Origin of the sequence: Dactylosporangium siamense, from assembly GCF_016862795.1 — a bacterium.
GTDB classification, from domain to species: Bacteria; Actinomycetota; Actinomycetes; order Mycobacteriales; family Micromonosporaceae; genus Dactylosporangium; species Dactylosporangium siamense.
In genome coordinates, this window is record NZ_BONQ01000190.1 from 1 (window position 1) to 16,951 (window position 16,951).

General features: G+C 73.9%; 16 protein-coding genes and 1 pseudogene. 7 read left to right on the forward strand and 10 right to left on the reverse strand.

Annotated elements, in window-relative coordinates; translation table 11 throughout:
* Window positions 1-1,908: histidine kinase (locus Dsi01nite_RS54475; protein WP_203854421.1), on the reverse strand; the 1,908-nt coding region annotated here is incomplete at its 3' end.
* Between the two features lie 183 nt (window positions 1,909-2,091).
* Between Dsi01nite_RS54475 and Dsi01nite_RS54480 the strand changes: the two genes are divergently transcribed.
* From Dsi01nite_RS54480 to Dsi01nite_RS54500, 5 genes are all read left to right on the forward strand, one after another.
* Window positions 2,092-2,583 (forward strand): DUF1707 SHOCT-like domain-containing protein, encoded by a 492-nt coding sequence (locus tag Dsi01nite_RS54480; RefSeq protein WP_203854422.1) that lies wholly within the window; start codon window positions 2,092-2,094, stop codon window positions 2,581-2,583.
* A gap of 155 nt (window positions 2,584-2,738) precedes the next feature.
* Window positions 2,739-3,371 carry an SDR family NAD(P)-dependent oxidoreductase gene (locus tag Dsi01nite_RS54485; protein WP_203854423.1) on the forward strand — a complete coding sequence of 211 codons (633 nt, stop codon included), beginning with the start codon at window positions 2,739-2,741 and terminating at the stop codon, window positions 3,369-3,371.
* Between the two features lie 42 nt (window positions 3,372-3,413).
* Window positions 3,414-4,223: a metal-dependent hydrolase gene (locus Dsi01nite_RS54490; RefSeq protein WP_203854424.1), complete on the forward strand. Its 810-nt coding sequence runs from the start codon at window positions 3,414-3,416 to the stop codon at window positions 4,221-4,223.
* A complete protein-coding gene (locus tag Dsi01nite_RS54495) occupies window positions 4,220-5,089 on the forward strand; it encodes an amidohydrolase family protein (protein ID WP_239137200.1) in 870 nt (289 codons plus the stop codon). Before Dsi01nite_RS54490 ends, Dsi01nite_RS54495 begins: the two co-directional genes overlap by 4 nt.
* Window positions 5,086-5,673 carry a hypothetical protein gene (locus Dsi01nite_RS54500; RefSeq protein WP_203854425.1) on the forward strand — a complete coding sequence of 196 codons (588 nt, stop codon included), beginning with the start codon at window positions 5,086-5,088 and terminating at the stop codon, window positions 5,671-5,673. The genes Dsi01nite_RS54495 and Dsi01nite_RS54500 overlap by 4 nt, the downstream gene beginning before the upstream one ends.
* Window positions 5,674-5,681: 8 nt before the next feature.
* Here Dsi01nite_RS54500 and Dsi01nite_RS54505 read toward each other — a convergent pair whose 3' ends face one another.
* The 4 genes from Dsi01nite_RS54505 to Dsi01nite_RS54520 all read right to left on the reverse strand — a co-directional run bounded on the left by Dsi01nite_RS54505 (window position 5,682) and on the right by Dsi01nite_RS54520 (window position 10,428).
* Window positions 5,682-6,443, reverse strand: coding sequence for an SRPBCC family protein (locus Dsi01nite_RS54505; RefSeq protein WP_239137202.1), 762 nt, complete (start codon window positions 6,441-6,443; stop codon window positions 5,682-5,684).
* Between the two features lie 243 nt (window positions 6,444-6,686).
* On the reverse strand, window positions 6,687-7,538 hold the full coding sequence (locus Dsi01nite_RS54510) for an FAD binding domain-containing protein (RefSeq protein WP_203854426.1): 852 nt from the start codon (window positions 7,536-7,538) through the stop codon (window positions 6,687-6,689).
* On the reverse strand, window positions 7,535-9,919 hold the full coding sequence (locus Dsi01nite_RS54515; protein ID WP_203854427.1) for a xanthine dehydrogenase family protein molybdopterin-binding subunit: 2,385 nt from the start codon (window positions 9,917-9,919) through the stop codon (window positions 7,535-7,537). The genes Dsi01nite_RS54510 and Dsi01nite_RS54515 overlap by 4 nt, the downstream gene beginning before the upstream one ends.
* Complete coding sequence (locus Dsi01nite_RS54520; RefSeq protein ID WP_275423519.1) at window positions 9,916-10,428, reverse strand: (2Fe-2S)-binding protein; 513 nt, start codon at window positions 10,426-10,428, stop codon at window positions 9,916-9,918. The genes Dsi01nite_RS54515 and Dsi01nite_RS54520 overlap by 4 nt, the downstream gene beginning before the upstream one ends.
* A 293-nt stretch (window positions 10,429-10,721) precedes the next feature.
* Here Dsi01nite_RS54520 and Dsi01nite_RS58130 point away from each other — a divergent pair.
* Window positions 10,722-10,913: pseudogene (locus Dsi01nite_RS58130) on the forward strand (LysR family transcriptional regulator); the annotation flags it as partial.
* A 201-nt stretch (window positions 10,914-11,114) separates the two neighbouring features.
* On the opposite strand, the gene Dsi01nite_RS54530 reads toward Dsi01nite_RS58130, so the two are convergent.
* Genes Dsi01nite_RS54530 through Dsi01nite_RS54545 form a run of 4 tightly spaced genes read right to left on the reverse strand, consistent with a single transcriptional unit; the run spans window position 11,115 to window position 14,763 of the window.
* Window positions 11,115-12,233 carry an XdhC family protein gene (locus Dsi01nite_RS54530; RefSeq protein ID WP_239137204.1) on the reverse strand — a complete coding sequence of 373 codons (1,119 nt, stop codon included), beginning with the start codon at window positions 12,231-12,233 and terminating at the stop codon, window positions 11,115-11,117.
* Window positions 12,226-13,290, reverse strand: a complete 1,065-nt coding sequence (locus Dsi01nite_RS54535) for a vWA domain-containing protein (RefSeq protein ID WP_203854431.1) — start codon at window positions 13,288-13,290, stop codon at window positions 12,226-12,228. Before Dsi01nite_RS54535 ends, Dsi01nite_RS54530 begins: the two co-directional genes overlap by 8 nt.
* Window positions 13,280-14,149, reverse strand: a complete 870-nt coding sequence (locus Dsi01nite_RS54540; RefSeq protein WP_239137207.1) for an AAA family ATPase — start codon at window positions 14,147-14,149, stop codon at window positions 13,280-13,282. The genes Dsi01nite_RS54535 and Dsi01nite_RS54540 overlap by 11 nt, the downstream gene beginning before the upstream one ends.
* Before the next feature lie 32 nt (window positions 14,150-14,181).
* Window positions 14,182-14,763, reverse strand: coding sequence for a nucleotidyltransferase family protein (locus Dsi01nite_RS54545; RefSeq protein ID WP_239137208.1), 582 nt, complete (start codon window positions 14,761-14,763; stop codon window positions 14,182-14,184).
* A 74-nt stretch (window positions 14,764-14,837) separates the two neighbouring features.
* On the opposite strand from Dsi01nite_RS54545, the gene Dsi01nite_RS54550 reads away from it, so the two are divergent.
* Window positions 14,838-15,341, forward strand: coding sequence for an NUDIX domain-containing protein (locus Dsi01nite_RS54550; protein ID WP_203854432.1), 504 nt, complete (start codon window positions 14,838-14,840; stop codon window positions 15,339-15,341).
* A gap of 73 nt (window positions 15,342-15,414) precedes the next feature.
* On the opposite strand, the gene Dsi01nite_RS54555 is transcribed toward Dsi01nite_RS54550, so the two are convergent.
* Window positions 15,415-16,951, reverse strand: a 1,537-nt coding sequence (locus tag Dsi01nite_RS54555) for a bifunctional 3'-5' exonuclease/DNA polymerase (RefSeq protein WP_203854433.1), incomplete at its 5' end; no start/stop codon positions are given.

Sequence of the window (16,951 nt, forward strand, 5' to 3'; positions counted from 1 at the left end):
CACGCTGCCGCCCGCACCATCTCCCGCGCTGCCCGAGCCGTTGCCCGCGTCGCCTACGCTCACGCCGACCTCGCGACCCACGCTGCCGCCTGCACCCACGCTGCCCATGCTGCCCGCGCGGCCGGCCACGCCCGATGCACCGAGGTCGCCGGTCGGCCCCGCGCCTGTTGCGCCGCTCGCGTTGCTGGCACCGCTACGGGTGTCAGGTTCGGACGGCACGGTGCCCGGTCCGGAGCCGGCCGCGCCAGAGCGCGCGCCTGCGGCCGCAGCGTCGACGTGGGCACTGGCGATCGCGGCCGTGGAGCGGCCATCTGCCACAGCGGTCACGTCACCGGAGCCAGTGGTGCCGGAGCTGTCAGCGCCCGTGCCCGAGATGGCGGGGCCCGGACCGGACATAGCAGCGCCCGTGCCCCAGGTGGCGGGGGTCGTGCCGGACGTGGTGGCGGGCTCTTGAGTGGCGGGACCCCGACCGGGCATAGCAGCGCCCGTGCCCGCGGTGGCGGGGTCCAGACCAGACGTGGCAGCGCCCATGCCCAGCATGGCGGGGGCCTTGCTGAACGTGGTGGCGGGCCCCCTGGCGGCGGGGGCCGTGCCGGACGTAGCAGCGCCCGTGCCCGAGGTGGAGGGGGCCGTGCCGGACCTCGTGGCGCCCACGCCCGAGATGGCGGGACCCGGACCAGACTTAGCCACGCCCGTGCCTGAGGTGGCGGGGGTCGTGCCGGACGTCGCGGCGCCCGTGCCCGAGGTGGAGGGGGCCGTGCCGGACGTGGTGGCGGGGGCCGTGGTGGCGGTGGCCTGGCCGTCGTCGGTGACGTCGATGGTGAGCTCGCCCGGGGCGTAGCCGACCACGATCGTCGCAGCCGCGCCTGGGCCGGCGTGGCGGCGGACGTTGGTCAGTGCCTCCTGCACGATGCGGAACGCGGCCCGGTCCACCTGCGGCGGCAGCGGGCGCGGTGCGCCGGTCGTGTCGACCGTGACGGGCAGGCCGACGGCGCGGGCCTCCGCGACGAGCCGGTCCAGGTCGCGCAGGCCCGGTGCGGGGGTCCGTGGCGCCGCCTCGCCCGGGTTGAGGCCGGCGAGGACGGAGCGGGTCTCGCGCAGCGCCTCGGCGCTGGCGTGCTTGATCGCGGACAGGGCGATTCTCGCCTGCTCCGGCTGCTCGTCCATCAGGTGCAGGCCGACGCCCGCCTGGACGTTGATGAGGGACAGGTGGTGGCCGATGACGTCGTGCAGCTCGCGGGCGATGAGCAGCCGCTCGTCGCTGGCCTGCCGGCGGTCCTGCTCCGCCCGGGCCTTCTCCTCCTCGGCGCGGGCCAGTTGCTGCTGCGTGGACCAGTCTCGGGCCATCTGCGAGTAGCGCACGCCGCGGACCCGGGCCGCTTCCCCGAAGCCGGCGATGACGAGGCACCAGACCCCGATGAGGACGACACGTGAGACGGATGCCTCGCCCCGCACCAACACCGCGAAGACCGTGAACGCGGCGGCGACGGTTGCCCAGGTCAGCCAGCGGTAGCCGGCGGCCAGGGCGGTGAACATGGCGACGATCGCGGCGAGGAACCCGGGGCCGTCGGGATAGCCGAGGCTGAAGTAGGCGGCGGTCGGCACCAGCGCGCCGACCAGCGAGACCAGGGGCCACCGCTCGCGGACCACCAGTGCGAGCGGGCCGGCGAGCAGGAGCAGGTAGGCGGTGCGGTCCAGGACCTCCGTGCCGGTCGAGCCGTACGCGGCGGCGCGGGTGCCGAGGATCTGCACCAGGGCCATCGCCACCGCGATCATGAACGGGGGCGGGCCGTTCCAGCGCCGGCGTTCGTGCCGCTCCAGGGACGCCATGCGCTGCGCCAGGTGCGCGGCGTGCCGGGCCTCGCGCGCTTCGCGCAGCTCCCGGGTCCAGGGCGGTCGTCGTCTCACACCGCAAAGGTAGTGCAGCGTCGGGAGCTGCGACGTCGCCTTCAGGTCGCGCGGGTGCGTACTCCCTGGGTCGTACACGCGGCGGCGGTGTGCGACCTGAGCAGTACACGACGACACGACACCCGTGCGACGCGCGCTGCGCCGGCGGCGGTCAGGCTGGGAGCAACACGGAAGGGGGCCGAGATGGCCGGCGATCGGGTACGAGCCTCCGACAAGGAGCGCGAGCAGTACGCCAGCATGGTGCGGGCCGGGATGACCGAGGGGCGGCTGACGCTCGAGGAGGGCGAGGAGCGGCTCGCCCAGGTGTACGCGGCGAAGTTCCGCGACGAGTTGGCGCCGCTGACCGCGGACCTGCCCGACGGGGGGCGGCGCGGGCTGTTCGAGCTGCCGGAGACGCAGGCGGAGTTCCTGCGGCAGGGCCGGCGGCACCTGGCCCGGCACGGTGCGTTCGTGGCCGTGGTCGCGGTGGTGCTGATCGGGCTGTGGGCGCTGTCCGGCGCGCACTTCTTCTGGCCGGCGATTCCACTGTTCTTCCTGGTGCTCAGCGTCTTCAAGCACGCCCGCTGGCGGCGCTGGGCGGCGGCGGGGGGTCCGCCGTGGGGGCGCCGGCACTGGGGACACGGACACGGGCACGGTCCATGGGCGGCGGCGTCAGACCGGCAAGGCTGGAGCTGAAGCACCGGCGCCACCGGAGCCGAAGCACCGGAAACGCTGGAACCGAAGCACCGGAAACGCTGGAACCGAAGCACCGGAAACGCTGGAACCGAGGCAACCGGCAGCGGGGCGCCGCCGTGGCGCGACGCCCCGCCGATGACGAGAGGCTGGATGGCATGTACCGAACCGAGCTCAAGGGCCGGGTCGCGGTGGTGCTCGGCGGTGCCGACGGGGTCGGCGCGGCGGTGTGCCGGCTGCTCGCCGCGCGCGGCGCCCGGATCGCCGTCATCGGCGACGACGAGGCGGAGCTGCAGGACCTGGTCGACGAGCTGCGGTGGGTGGGTGCGGACGCGGTGGGCATCGTGTCCACCGGGGTCGACGCGGCGTCGGTCCACGCCGGGGTCCTCAGCGAGGTCGGCGCCCCCGACCTGCTGTTCGTCCTGCCGTGCACGAGCGGCGCCGGCGGCGACTTCCGGCTGAGTGTCGACAGTGGACTGACCGCGACGTTCGAGGCGCTGCGGGCCTTCGTACCGAGCATGGCCGAGGCGCGGACCGGTGCGGTGGTGACCGTCGCGCCGTTCGGCACCGATGCCGCCACGAGCGCCGTCGGCGGTGGGGTGACCGCGCTCACGCAACACTTCGCGCGGGAGGTCGCCGGATCGGGCGTGCGGGCGAATGTCGTGTCCTGGACACCACAGGCGGAGCGGGTCGAAGATGTGGCCTTCGCCGCCGTCTACCTGGCCTCCGACGCGTCGTCGACGATGACGGCAACGACACTCGACGTCGCCGGCACTTATTCACGCCTGTAGCTCCTATGTACGAACGGCGGCCCACATGCGATAGTCCCGATCATGATGGGCTCTTCGCATGCGCTTTCCGGAGCGGCCGTGTGGCTGGCCGGCTCTCTCGTGCTGGATCAGCTCGCCGACTTCCACCAGACGCCGTTGCAGCTCGCCGTGGGGACCGCGATCTGCGCCGGCGGCGCACTGCTGCCGGACCTCGACCTGTCCGGCCGGGTCACCACCAGGCAGGGCGGCGCGACGGTGGCGCACACGTTCGGGGTGCTCACCCTGTTCCTGGCCGAGGTGGTCGAGAAGTTCTCCCTCGGGGTCTACCGGCTCACCAGGCTGAAGCACGATCCACGGCGCCGTAACGGCCACCGCACCCTCACCCACACGATCGTGTTCAACGTCGGCGTGGGGTACGGCACGCTGGCGCTGTGCAACGCCTTCGGCAAGTGGGCCGTCATGGGTGTGCTGTTCTTCGCCTTCGCGATGGCGCTGCGGGGCCTGTTCGAGCGGTGGGCGGAGCGCGCCGGCTGGCTCATCGTGACGCTCGCCGCCGCGGCCGCCGCGTACCTCGTCTACGAGCGCCTCCCCGGCGACCGCGGCTATCCGCTGCTCGGCATGGCGGTGGGGGTCGGTGGCCTCATCCATCTCGCCGGCGACATGATCACCCGGCACGGCTCACCCATCTTCTGGCCGATCCCGACCGGCCGGCGGCTGTGGCGCAACATCGGCCTGCCGCACTCGGTGGCCCTGACCGCGGGCGACAAGACCGAGACGGTCGTGCTGCGCATCGTCTTCACCACGGTCGCCATCTTCGCCGGTGCCATGCTGGTCGCGCCGGTCCTGCTCGACAGGTTCAACATATCCGTGTGAACGATGACGCCGAGGTCCCCGCGTTCTGGCAGGCGCTGGGCCTGCCCGGCCTGTTCGACGTGCACACGCACTTCCTGCCCGAACGCATGCTGCGCAAGGTGTGGGCGCACTTCGACGCCGGCGGGCCGCTGGTCGGGCGGCCCTGGCCGATCCGCTACCGGGGCTCCGACGAGGAGCGGATCGGGCAGCTGCGGGCGATGGGGGTACGGCGGTTCACCGCCCTCGCGTACGCGCACCGCCCCGCGATGGCCGCCGACCTCAACGCGTGGACCCTCGGCTTCGCCGCCCGCACCCCGGAGTGCGTGCCGAGCGCGACGTTCTTCCCGGAGCCGGGTGTCCTCGGCGTCGTCGACGCCGCGCTCGCCGGCGGTGCCCGGATCTTCAAGGTGCACCTGCAGGTCGGCGCGTACGACCCGAACGACCCGCTGCTGGAGCCGGTCTGGGGACGCCTCGCCGAGACCGGCACCCCGGTCGTCGTGCACGCCGGTTCCGGTCCGGTCGCCAACGGGCACACCGGCCCGGGTCCGTTCGGCGAGGTGCTGCGCCGCCACCCGGCGCTCGCGGCGGTCATCGCCCACTTCGGCGCCCCCGAGTACGAGGGCTTCCTCGACCTCGCCGACCGGTACCCCAACGTCAGGCTCGACACGACGATGGTCTTCACAACGTTCTTCCCGGGCTTCCCTCCGGAGCTCCTCCCCAGGGTGGAGGAGCTCGGCCTGGCCGGCCGGGTGCTGCTCGGCAGCGACTTCCCGAACATCCCTCACCCGTACGCGCACCAGCTCGACTCGTTGCAACGCTTAGGGTTCGGTGACGATTGGCTGCGCGCCGTCTGCTGGGGCAACGCGGCGGGCATGATGGAGCGGTGACGAACTCCTTTCACGGCCTGGCTGAGCTGTTGCTCGCCGGCCCGCAGTACCGGCGCAGCGGCACCATCCGGCTCCGGGTCACGCCGGCCGGTTTCGCCACCGTCGCCGCACCGGACGTGCAGGCCGAGGCCGACGCGCTCGTGGTCGACGGGCGCCGCATCCCGTATGCGGGGCAGACGTTCGCGCAGCTGGCCGCGGCCGCCGGCGTGGACGCCGGCGCACCCGAGGGGCTCTACAAGGACGGCTCCGGCGCCGGGGTGGACGACCCGGTGGTGACCACCGGGGCCGGCACGGTCCTGGGGGCCCTCGCCGTCGGCGACGCGGCCCTGCGCCGGTTCGCCCCGGACGAGACGCCGGTGCTGTGGCCGGAGCACTTCGACGTCGGCATCTCCCTCGACGAGGTGAACTACGGGGTGTCCACGGGCGACACGGCGATCCCGGAGCCCTACGCGTACGTGGGCCCGTGGACGCCGCGCGAGGGTGACTTCTGGAACATGTCCTTCGGGGCCGCACGACCCTTGAGCGCCCTCGGCGACGCCGCCGCGGTGGCCGCCTTCTTCGCCGAGGGCCGCGCCGCCGCCTGACGAGGACGTCAGCGGCGCTTGATCCACCAGATGATGCCGAACACGACGGCGAAGCTGGCGGCGGCGGTGACGACGTACGGGACGGCCCGGCGCACGACCGAGCCGACCCCGCTCACGGCGAGCAGGTCGATCGGCTCCACCCCGTCGCCGGGGTCGACGGACACGGAGGCCTCCGACAACGCCGTGGGCGCGGGCGGCGCGCCCGCCGCCGGTTCCTGAGCCGGCGCCAGGGTGGGCTCTGCCGACGCCGACGGGGCGCCGGCGGCGAGCTTGCCGGCCAGGCAGTCGGCGAACTGCCCGATCAGCTTCGCGCTCACGTCGCCGATGAGGCCGCGGCCGAACTGGGCGGCCTTGCCGGTGACGTCCAGGTCGGTGGCGACCTCGACCCTGGTCCCGGCGTCCCCGGCCTCGTGCAGGGACGCGGTCACCTTGGCCGCGGCGGTGCCGCCGCCCCGGCTGTCGGCGCCGGAGGCGGTGAGCACCACCCGGTGGGCAGCCTCGTCCCGCTCGACGAACCTGCCCTTGCCCTTGAAGGTCAGGCTCACCGGACCCAGCTTGACCTTGACGGTGCCGGCGAAGTCGTCGCCCTCGAACGAGGTGAGCGCGGCGCCCGGCATGCACGGGGCGATCCGCTCGATGTCCAGCAGCACGTCCCAGGCCTGCGACACCGGGACGGGCACGGTGAAACTGTGTTCCAGCAGCACGGTCGACAGACCCCCAGCGCTCGGCGGCACGGCCCGCGCGGTGACCCGGGCCACGCTGTCGACCATAGTCCGCTCCGACCACGGCGCGCAGCACGCTCACCCGAAACCGCAAGGACGGGACCGCCCGGCGAACCGGACGGCCCCGAACGACGCGACCGCCCGGCCGACGGAACGGCCCCGAACCACGCGACCGCCCGGCCGACGGAACGGTCCCGAACCACGCGGCCGCCCGGCCGACCGGACGGCCCCGAACGACGGGACCGCCCGGCGAACCGGACGGCCCCGAACGACGCGCGGACGCGCGACGGCTCAGATCCCGAGGGCCTGGCACACCGCCCGGCCGGTGAGGACCCGGGCCAGGTCGCGGCGGTAGTCCGCGGAGGCGGTGAGGTCGTCCACCGGCGACGTGCCCGCCGAGACGGACACGCAGGCGGCCGCGACCGCTTCGGCCGTCGCCGGCGCACCGGTCAGCGCCGCCTCGACCTCGACGGCCCGGTGCGGCACCGGCCCCATGTTGGTCAGCGCGACCCGCGCCCCGGAGATGGTCCCGTCGGAGCGGGACACCGCCACGGCCACCCCGACGATCGCCCACGCCTGCGCCATGCGGTGGAACTTCTCGTAGTGCGTCGACCAGCCGTCCACGATGGACAGCCGCACCTCGACGAGGACCTCGTCGGGGGCGAGCGCCGTGGTGAACAGGTCCACCGCGAAGTCGGCGGCGGCGACGGACCGCCGGCCGGCCGGGCCCTGCACGACGTACGTGGCGTCGAGGGCGGCCGCGACCGCGGGCAGGTCCGCGGCCGGGTCGGCGTGCGCCAGGGAGCCGCCGAGCGTGCCGCGGTGGCGCACCTGACGGTCCCCGACGGTGGCCGCCGCGGCCGCGAGCAGCGGCGCGTGCCGCCGCACCAGGTCCGAGGACGCCACCTCGGCGTGCGTGGTCATGGCGCCGATGACGAGGGTGTCGCCGTCGACCCGGACGCCGCTGAGCCCGGGCACGCCACCCAGGTCCACCAGCAGGGCCGGCGCGGCCAGGCGCAGCCGCAGCACCGGCAGCAGCGACTGCCCGCCGGCGAGGACCTTCGAGTCCTCGGACGCGCCGAGCGCGGCCACCGCTTCTTCCACTGTGGACGGTTTCAGGTAGTCGAAGGCGACCGGGATCACGACGCACCTCCGCGCTTGATCGCCCGCCACACCCGTTCGGGCGTGCAGGGCATGGTGATGTCGTCGACGCCGTACGGGCGCAACGCGTCGACGATCGCGTTGACGACGGCCGGGGTGGAGGCGATCGCACCCGCCTCCCCGACGCCCTTGACGCCCAGGGGGTTCGAGGTCGCGGGGGTCTCCGTGCGGTCCGTGACGAAGTGCGGCAGGTCGGCGGCGCTGGGGATCGTGTACTCGACGAACGATCCGGTCAGCAGGGTGCCCGACTCGTCGTACACCGCCTGCTCGTGCAACGCCTGCGCGATGCCCTGCGCGACGCCGCCGTGCACCTGCCCCTCGACGATGAGCGGGTTGACGACCTTGCCCACGTCGTCGACGGCGACGTAGCGGTGGATGGTGACGTGGCCGGTGGCGGTGTCGACCAGGGTCGCGCACAGGTGGGTGCCGTGCGGGAACGAGAACGTCTGCGGGTCGAACGTGGCGTCCGCGTCGAGGGTCGCCTCGACCCCGTCCGGCAGGTCGTGCGCGGCGAACACCGCGAACGCCGTGTCCGCGAGGGTCTTCGCGGAGGACGGGGTGCCGCGGACGCGGAACGCGCCGCCGGTGAACTCGATGTCGTCGGGGCTGCACTCGAGCATGTGCGCGGCGACGACGCGGGCCTTGTCGCGCACCTTGCGGCACGCCTCGACCAGTGCCACCCCGCCGACGGCGAGGGACCGGGACCCGTACGTGTCCAGGCCTTTGTGCGAGGTCCGGGTGTCACCGTGCAGGACCTCGACGTCCTCGAAGGCGACGCCCAGCTCGTCGGCGACGATCTGGCTCCACGCGGTGACGTGCCCCTGCCCGTGCGGGCTGGTGCCGGTGACGACCTCGACCTTGCCGGTCGGCAGGACCCGCACCGACGCGGACTCCCAGCCGCCGGCCGCGTACCGCAGCGCGCCCAGGATCCGTGACGGCGCCAGGCCGCACATCTCCGTGTAGGTGGACACGCCGATGCCGAGCTGGACGGGGTCACCGCTGTCCCGGCGGCGCTGCTGCTCCGCGCGCAGACCGGCGTAGTCGAACAGGTCCAGGGCCTTGTCCGTCGCGGCGTCGTAGTCGCCGGAGTCGTACACGAGGCCGGCCACGGTGGTGAACGGGAACTCCTCCGCCTTGATCCAGTTGCGGCGGCGCAGCTCCACCGGGTCCATGCCGAGCTGGTCGGCGAGGTCGTCCATGGCCCGTTCGATGGCGTACGTCGCCTCGGGCCGGCCCGCGCCCCGGTACGCGTCGGTGATGGTGGTGTTGGTGAACACGCCGACGCACTCGAAGCGGTACGCGGGCACCTTGTAGATCGAGTTGAACATGAAGGCGCCGAGGATCGGCACGCCCGGGCCGACGAGGCCGAGGTAGGCGCCCATGTTGGCGACGAGCTTCACGTCGATGCCGGTCAGCGTGCCGTCCCGGGTCGCCGTGAGGGTGATGTCCTGGATCTGGTCCCGGCCGTGGTGCGCCGACAGCATCGAGTCGCCGCGGGTCTCGGTGTACTTGACCGGCCTCCGCACGCGCTGTGCGGCGAAGAACGCGATCATCTCCTCCGGGGTGACCTGCAGCTTCCCGCCGAACCCGCCGCCGACGTCCGGGGCGATGACCCGGATCTTGTGCTCGGGCACGCCGGTGAGCAGCGCGTAGAACACCCGCAGGATGTGCGGGATCTGCGTCGCCGACCAGATGGTGTACTCCCCCATCCCCGGATCGACAACAACGCTGCGCGGCTCCATGAACGCGGGGATGAGCCGCTGCTGGATGTACTGCCGGTGCAGCGTGACCTCCGCCGCGGCGGCCGCGTCGGCGACGTCGGTGCCGGTGCCGGCCTGCGCCGAGTCGAAGATCCAGGTGTACGAGCGGTTCGTGCCCTTGTCCGGGTGCACGAGCCCCTCGTCGCGGGACGCGGCCGCCAGGTCCAGGACCGGGGTCAGCGGCTCGTACTCGACCTCGATCGCCTCGAGCGCGTCGACGGCGCTGTCGCGGTCGCGGGCCACGACGACGGCGACCGCCTCGCCGTGGTGGCGCACGAATCCGTCGGCGAGCGGCGGCCGGACCGGGTGGACGATGTCCTCGGTGACCGGCCAGGCACACGGCAGGCTGCCCTGGATCTCGGCGATGTCGGCGCCGCTGAACGCGTCGATGACGCCGGGTTGCCGCCGCGCGGGCCGCACGTCCACCGAGACGATGCGCGCGCTCGCGTGCGGGCTGCGCAGGATCGCCAGGTGCAGCATCCCGGGCAGCGCGATGTTGTCGGTCCAGCGGGTCCGGCCGGTGATGAGCCGCGCGTCCTCCTTGCGCCGGCGCGCCGCGCCGACCTCCCCCGCGGCAGCGGCCGGCTCGACGACCGCGGTCATACCGTCACCTCCGAAGGCAGGACGGCCGCCGCGGCGCCCCGCAAGGCCGTTGCAGCCGACTGCACCGCACGGATGATGTTCTGGTACCCCGTGCAGCGGCACAGGTTTCCGGACAGGCCCGCGCGGATCTCGGCCTCGGTCGGGGCCGGGTTCTCGCGGAGCAGGTCGACCGCGGACAGGATCATCCCCGGGGTGCAGAAGCCGCACTGCAACGCGTGCAGCTCGTGGAACGCCTGCTGCACGGCGTGCAGGGCACCGTCCGGACCGGCGAGGCCCTCGATCGTGGTGACCGCCGTGCCGTCGGCCTGCACGGCCAGGACCGAGCAGCTCTTGACCGAGTGCTGCTCGCCGTCGGCGCTGCCCATGAGGACGGTGCACGAGCCGCAGTTGCTGGTGTCGCAGCCGATGACCGTACCGATCTTGCCTAGGCGTTCTCGAAGGTGATGGACCAGCAGGGTGCGGGGCTCGACGTCGTCGACGTAGCGACTGCCGTCGACGTCGACGCTCACCCGGACTCGATGGGAAGAGGACATGAAGTGCCTCCCGCGGGGGACGTGCCGAAACGGCCCGTCGCGCGGCGGACGCACCCGGGCCACTGCCTGATCAGCAGACCCCAGAAGCAGTGATCAACGCAACCCTCCGTGGGTCTTGACTTCCACAATCCCCGATCTTGGCGGCCGTCGAGCGGTCCGCCGATCCGGCCCGCCGAAGTGTCGCATCCATGACACCCACCCGAGTGTCGGTCGACGCCGATGTAGGCGAGGATCGATGGATCAACCCCCACGGTGCAGCGCGGCACGAGCTGGAGGCGTTCCTCACCCTTGCTGAGGAGCTGCACTTCGGCCGGACGGCCGTGCGCCTGCACGTGTCGACCGCACGGATCAGCCAGACGATCCGGTCGCTCGAACTGCGCATCGGGGTGCGGTTGTTCGAGCGGACCAGCCGCCGGGTGTCACTGCTGCCGGTCGGCCAGCAGCTCCTCGACGACCTCCGCCGCGACCAGCACCCCGACTGCCAGGTGCCCTAAGGCGTGTTTGGTAAGTGGATGCCGGGCTGCGGCGGACCCAGACGCCGCCTGGAACCACGCCGGTCACACCTGGATACAACCCCGGTATCCAGGCGCGCCCGGCGCGGCCCCAGCCGACGTCTGGGCCTCGCCTCGCTCCGACCCCACTTACCAAACACGCCTTAGACCTCAGGACACGTCGTGGTGGATGCGGCCCTCGGTGGTCGCGAGGCGGGCGCCCCCACCGCCCCACCGGCCGGCGATGATCTCCGCGGCGATGCTCACGGCGGTCTCCTCCGGGGTCCGGGCGCCGAGGTCGAGGCCGATCGGCGAGGACAGCCGGGCGAGCTCCTCCTCGGTCACGCCGGCCTCCCGCAGCCGGGCGAGGCGGTCGTCGTGCGTCCGCCGGGATCCCATCGCGCCGATGTACGCGAACTCCTCCCGCAACGCGACCTGCAGCACCGGCACGTCGAACTTCGGGTCGTGGGTGAGGACGCACACGACGGTGCGGGCGTCGACCCGGCCGGCGTCCAGCTCGGCCCGCAGGTATCGGTGCGGCCAGTCGACGACGACCTCGTCGGCGCCGGGAAACCGCTTCGACGTGGCGAAGACGGGCCGGGCGTCGCAGACGGTGACGTGGTAGCCGAGGAAGTCACCGATGCGGGCCACGGACGCGGCGAAGTCGATCGCCCCGAAGACGATCATCCGGGCCGGCGGGGCGTACGAGGCGACGAACAGGGTGAGCCCCTCGCCGCGCCGCTCGCCGTCCAGGCCGTAGTGCAGGGTGTCGGTCCGCCCGGCGGCGAGCAGCCCCCTGGCGTCGTCACCGGCCGCCGCGTCAAGCCGTTCGGAGCCCAACGACCCGGAGACGTGCGTGGGCCACACCACCATCCGCTTCCCGATCTGCTCCGGCGGCCCCTCGACCACCGACACGACCGCGACCGGGTCCCGCGCGGTGATCGCGGCGGCCACCTCGGCCAGCTCCGGAAACGTCTCCCGCGACACCGGCTCGACCAGCAGCTCGATGATCCCGCCGCAGGTCAGACCGACCGCGAACGCGTCGTCGTCGCTCACGCCGTACCGCTGCACCAGCGGCGAACCGGACTCGACGACCTCACCGGAGAGCTCGTAGACCGCGCCCTCGACGCAGCCGCCGGAGACGCTGCCGACGGCGGTGCCGTCCGGGCCGACGAGCATGGTGGCCCCGGCTGGGCGCGGCGAGCTGCGCCAGGTCCGCACGACCGTGGCCATGCCGACGGTGCGGCCCGACTCCCACCAGCCGAGCAGATCGCTGAGAACCTCACGCACGGCGGACCTCCTCAAGGACGGCGTGTAGCGCCGCCACCGTATGCCCCGCCACGAGCGCGTCAACATGCGGGAGCACCGCGGCGAGACCGCCGGCCGTCGGGGCGAACCCGGGCCGGCCGGCGTGCGGGCTGACCCAGATGGTCCGCGCGGCGAGGCGGTGCAGGTGGGCGACGGTGGCGCCGAGGCGGGCGGGGTCGGCGGACTCCCACCCGTCGCTGAAGACGACGACCGCGGCGCGGCGGGCGACGCCCCGGTGACCGTCGCGGCGCACGAACGCGGCGACCCCGTCGGCGAGCCGGGTCCCCCCGCGCCAGTCGGGGATGAGCCGGCCCGCCTCGCGCAGCGCGGTCTCCACGTCACGGATCCGCAGCGCCGGGGTGAGCCGGGTGAGGCGCGTGCCGAGCGTGTAGGTCTCCGTCCACCGTGGACGGTGCCGGGTGAAGGCGTGGGCCAGGCGCAGCAGGGCGTCCGCGTACGGCGACATCGACCCCGACACGTCGACGAGCAGGACGAGCCGGCGGGGCCGCGGCGCCCGCGCCTGGCGTCTCAGCGGCCTGGGCTCACCGCCGGCCCGCAGCATCGCCCGGACGCTGCGCCGGCGGTCGACGTCACCGTGGCCGGCCGGGCGGTGCCGGTGCCCGGGGCGGGTGATGTCGGCGGCGGCGACCTGGGCGAGCAGCGCCGCCGCCTCGGCGCGTTCGTCCGCCGACAGGGTGGCGATGTCACGGTGGCGCAGCACCTCGGCGTCGGTCGCCCGCACCGCGAGGGCCGGGTCCTGGTCGCCGGCGGCCGCGGAGGGCGGCATCGTGGCCCGGAACAGGGACCGCTCCGGCAGCCGCCGCACCTGCCAGGCCGGCCCGCGGGCGGCTGACTTCGCACCGGCGAAGGCGGCGTCGTACCGGGCGATGTCCTCCGGCGAGCCGCACAGGGTGAGCCGGCCGACCCAGTACGCGTGCCCGACGCCGACCGCGTCAAGGGCCTCGCCGTACGCGGCGAGCCGGTCGAGCGTCACCGGCAGCCCGGCCGCCCGCAGCTTCCCGGCCACCTCACTGAGCACCGATCACCCCGGTGGCGAGCGCGATGTCCTCGCGGACCTTCAGGACCACGCCGAGGGTGGCGTCGGCGAGCTCGGTGGTGAGCGCGTCCGCGGACAGGGCGCCCAGCGCCGCGGCCCAGTCGATGGCCTCGGCGACCCCGGGCGGCTTGACCAGATCGAGGGTCCGCAGGTGGGCGGTGGCCGCGGCGACCTGCGCGGCGAGGCGCTCGTCGAGGCCGGGCAGCCGCCGCCGCAGGATCGCGGTCTCCCGCTGCGGCGTGGGGTGACCGACCCAGTGGTACAGGCAGCGGCGCTTCAACGCGTCGTGCACCTCGCGGGTCCGGTTGCTGGTGACGACGACGATCGGCGGCACCGCGGCGGTGATCCGGCCGAGCTCGGGGACGGTCACCGCGGCGTCGGCGAGCACCTCGAGCAGGTACGCCTCGAACTCGTCGTCGGCCCGGTCGACCTCGTCGACGAGCAGGACACACGGCGCCCGCTCGACCGCCTGCAGCAGCGGCCGGGCCAGCAGGAACCGGCGGTCGTACAGGTCCGCCTCCAGGTCGGCGGCGGACAGCGTGCCGTGCGCCGCGGTCTCCACCGCGCGCAGGTGCAGGACCTGGCGGGCGAAGTCCCAGTCGTACAGGGCGTGCGAGGCGTCCAGACCCTCGTAGCACTGGAGCCGGATCAGCTCCACGCCCGCGGTCTCGGCGAGGGCGGCCGCGAACGCGGTCTTGCCGACGCCGGCGTCGCCTTCCAGGAAGATCGGCCGGTGCAGGCGCAGCGCCAGGAAGCCCGCCATCGCGAGCCCCTCGTCGGCGAGGTAGCCCGCGTCGGCCAGGCCGGCCGCCAGCGCGGCCGGAGACTCGAAGTCCGGCACCGCTCCACTATGCGCCTCGCCGAGATCGGCGGCTACTGCTCCGGCGGCACGTCGAGGTCGGTGTCGTCGGCGATGTCCTCGCACGGCACCGTCCGGACCAGGTCGCTGTGGGCCACCAGATAGGCCCGCGCGCCGACGTCGGCGGTCGCGAGGGTGGCGACACCGGCCCAATGGTCTCTGCCCAGGATCACCGGATGGCCGCGTTTTCCCTGGTACGTCGCTGTCACCAGCGACTTCGGCCCGCCTTCGGCCGCGGCGAGCAGCCTGGCCACCGCGTCGGGTCCGATGCCGGGCGTGTCGACCAGCAGCACCGCGACCGCGTCGGCCACGTCGTCGTCCGCCATCGCCGCCAGGCCGGCCCGCAGCGAGGAGCCCATGCCGCTCTTCCAGGTCGGGTTGTCCACCAGCCGTGCGTCGCCGAGCTGCGCCTCCGCGCGGACCCGTGCCGACTCGGCGCCGAGGACCACGACGATGCGCGCGCAGCCACCGTCGCGCAGCGTCGCCACGGCGCGCTCGACCAGTAATCGGCCGTCCTCGTGGCGCACGAGGGCCTTGGGCCCGCCATACCGGCGGCCACCACCTGCGGCGAGAACCAGTCCGACGATCGTGCTCAGCGGAACTCCTCGGGTGCTCGTGTTGCTACACCGGCGCGAGGCTCAGCGTAATACCGTCGGTAGGCTCCTTGCTCATGGCCCTGCACGATCACTGTTCGTATTGCGGTGTCGCCTATGCGTCGGGGGCACCGTGGCCCCGCCTGTGCGCCTCCTGCGGCGAGACGACCTGGCGAAACCCGCTGCCGGTCGCGGTCGCGCTCCTGCCGGTGGAGACCGACGACGGCCGCGGCCTGGTCCTCGTGCGTCGCGACATCGAGCCGATGCGCGGCGAGCTGGCGCTGCCCGGCGGATTCATCGAGCTCGGCGAGACCTGGCAGGAGGGCATGGTCCGGGAGCTGCGCGAGGAGACCACGCTGCTCGCCGACCCGGCCGACGTGCGCCTCTTCGACGTGCAGAGCACCGCCCAGGGCAACCTCATCGTCTTCGGTGTCCTCCCCCCGCGCCCGCTGTCGGCGATCCCGTCGTCGGTGGCGACGGAGGAGTCGCTCGGCTTCGAGATCGGCGTCGGCCCGCAGCCCCTCTGCTTCCCGACCCACACCGACGCCATGGCCCGCTACCTCGCCACCACCGACTGGTAGGCCCCGCCCGTGATCCCGAAGACCTTGAGTACCCAGGGATGCACGAGGTCTTCCGGATCACGGGAAGCAGGCGCTACTTGGCGTCGGCGTAGCAGGGGACGACGGCGACGTCGAGGGGGAAGCGGACCGGGGTGTCGGCGAACAGCAGCCGCCGCGCCTCGTCGCCCGCGGTGTGGACCGCCGCGACCACCGCGTCGGACTCCTCCTCGGGGCAGTGCACCACGAACTCGTCGTGCTGGAAGAACACCAGCTCCGCGGATAACGAGGCGAGGTGTGAGCGGAGGCGGGCGAGCAGGACCAGGGCCCACTCGGCGGCCGTGCCCTGGATGACGAAGTTGCGGGTGAACCGGCCGCGGGCCCGGCCCTTCGCGCCGCCGCGGGCGTCGACCTCCAGGCCGGGCTCGTCGAAGCCCTCGCGCCAGCTCACCGACGACGGGGGGCAGGTGCGGCCGAGCCAGGTGCGCACGAGCCCGCCGGACTCGCCGGTGCGGGCGGCCTCCTCGACGAGGTCCCAGGCCGTCGGGTAGAAGCGGCGCAGGGCGGCGAGGGCGGGGGCGGCGTCGCCGCCGGTCTGCCCGTACATGGCGCCGAGGAGGGCGACCTTGGCCTTCGCGCGGTCGCCGTCGAACGCGTCGGCGGCGAGGGCGGCATAGAGGTCGCCGGCGGCGCCGGCCTTGGCGAGGCGGTGGTCGGCGGAGACGGCGGCGAGGATGCGGGGCTCGAGCTGGCCGGCGTCGGCGACGACGAAGGTCCAGCCGGGGTCGGCGACGACGGCCTTGCGCACGACCCGCGGGATCTGCAGGGCGCCGCCGCCTCGGGTGGCCCAGCGGCCGGAGACGACGCCGCCGGGGATGTATTCGGCGCGGAAGCGGCCGCCGGTGACCCACTGGTCGAGCCAGGACCAGCCGTGCGCGACCCAGAGCCGGTAGAGCTCCTTGTATTCCAGCAGGATCGGCACGGCGGGATGGTCGACGTGCTGCAGCTCCCAGCGGCGGGTGTTGCGCAGCGTGATGCCCTGCCGGGCGAAGGCCCGCAGGACCTCGGCGGGCGAGTCGGGGTGGACGCGGGCGCCGAAGGCCTCGTTGAGCCGGGCGTTGAGCTCGACGAGCCGGGCCGGCGGCGCGCCCTCGATCGGCGAGGGCGGGCCGAGCAGGTCGCGGAGCAGGGCGTCGTGCACGTCGGGCCGCCACGGGAGGCCGGCGGCACCCATCTCGACGGCGACGAGGGCGGCGGCGGACTCGGCGGCCACGAGGGTGCGCATGGCGCCGCCACCGGGGGCGAGGGACGCGGCGGCCGCAGTCCTGGTGCGCTGGTCGGCGAAGACCGACAGCACCACGTCCAGCGGGAGCCCGACGTCGAACGCGAGGTCGAACAGCGAGTCCTGCGAGGAGGCCGGTGGCAGGGCGGCGCGGGCCGGCGGGTCAGGCGGCACGGGCGCGCCGGTGAGCCGGGCGTGGGCGGCGGCGAGGGAGCGGGGCTGGCCCCAGTGACCTTCGGCGCCGAGCAGGAGGGCCTCGGCGAGCTCCAGGTCGTGGCACCGCTCGACGCGGACGCCGGCGGCGAGGAGCCGGGGATAGAGCTCGGCAGTGGACGGCCACAGCCATCGAGGG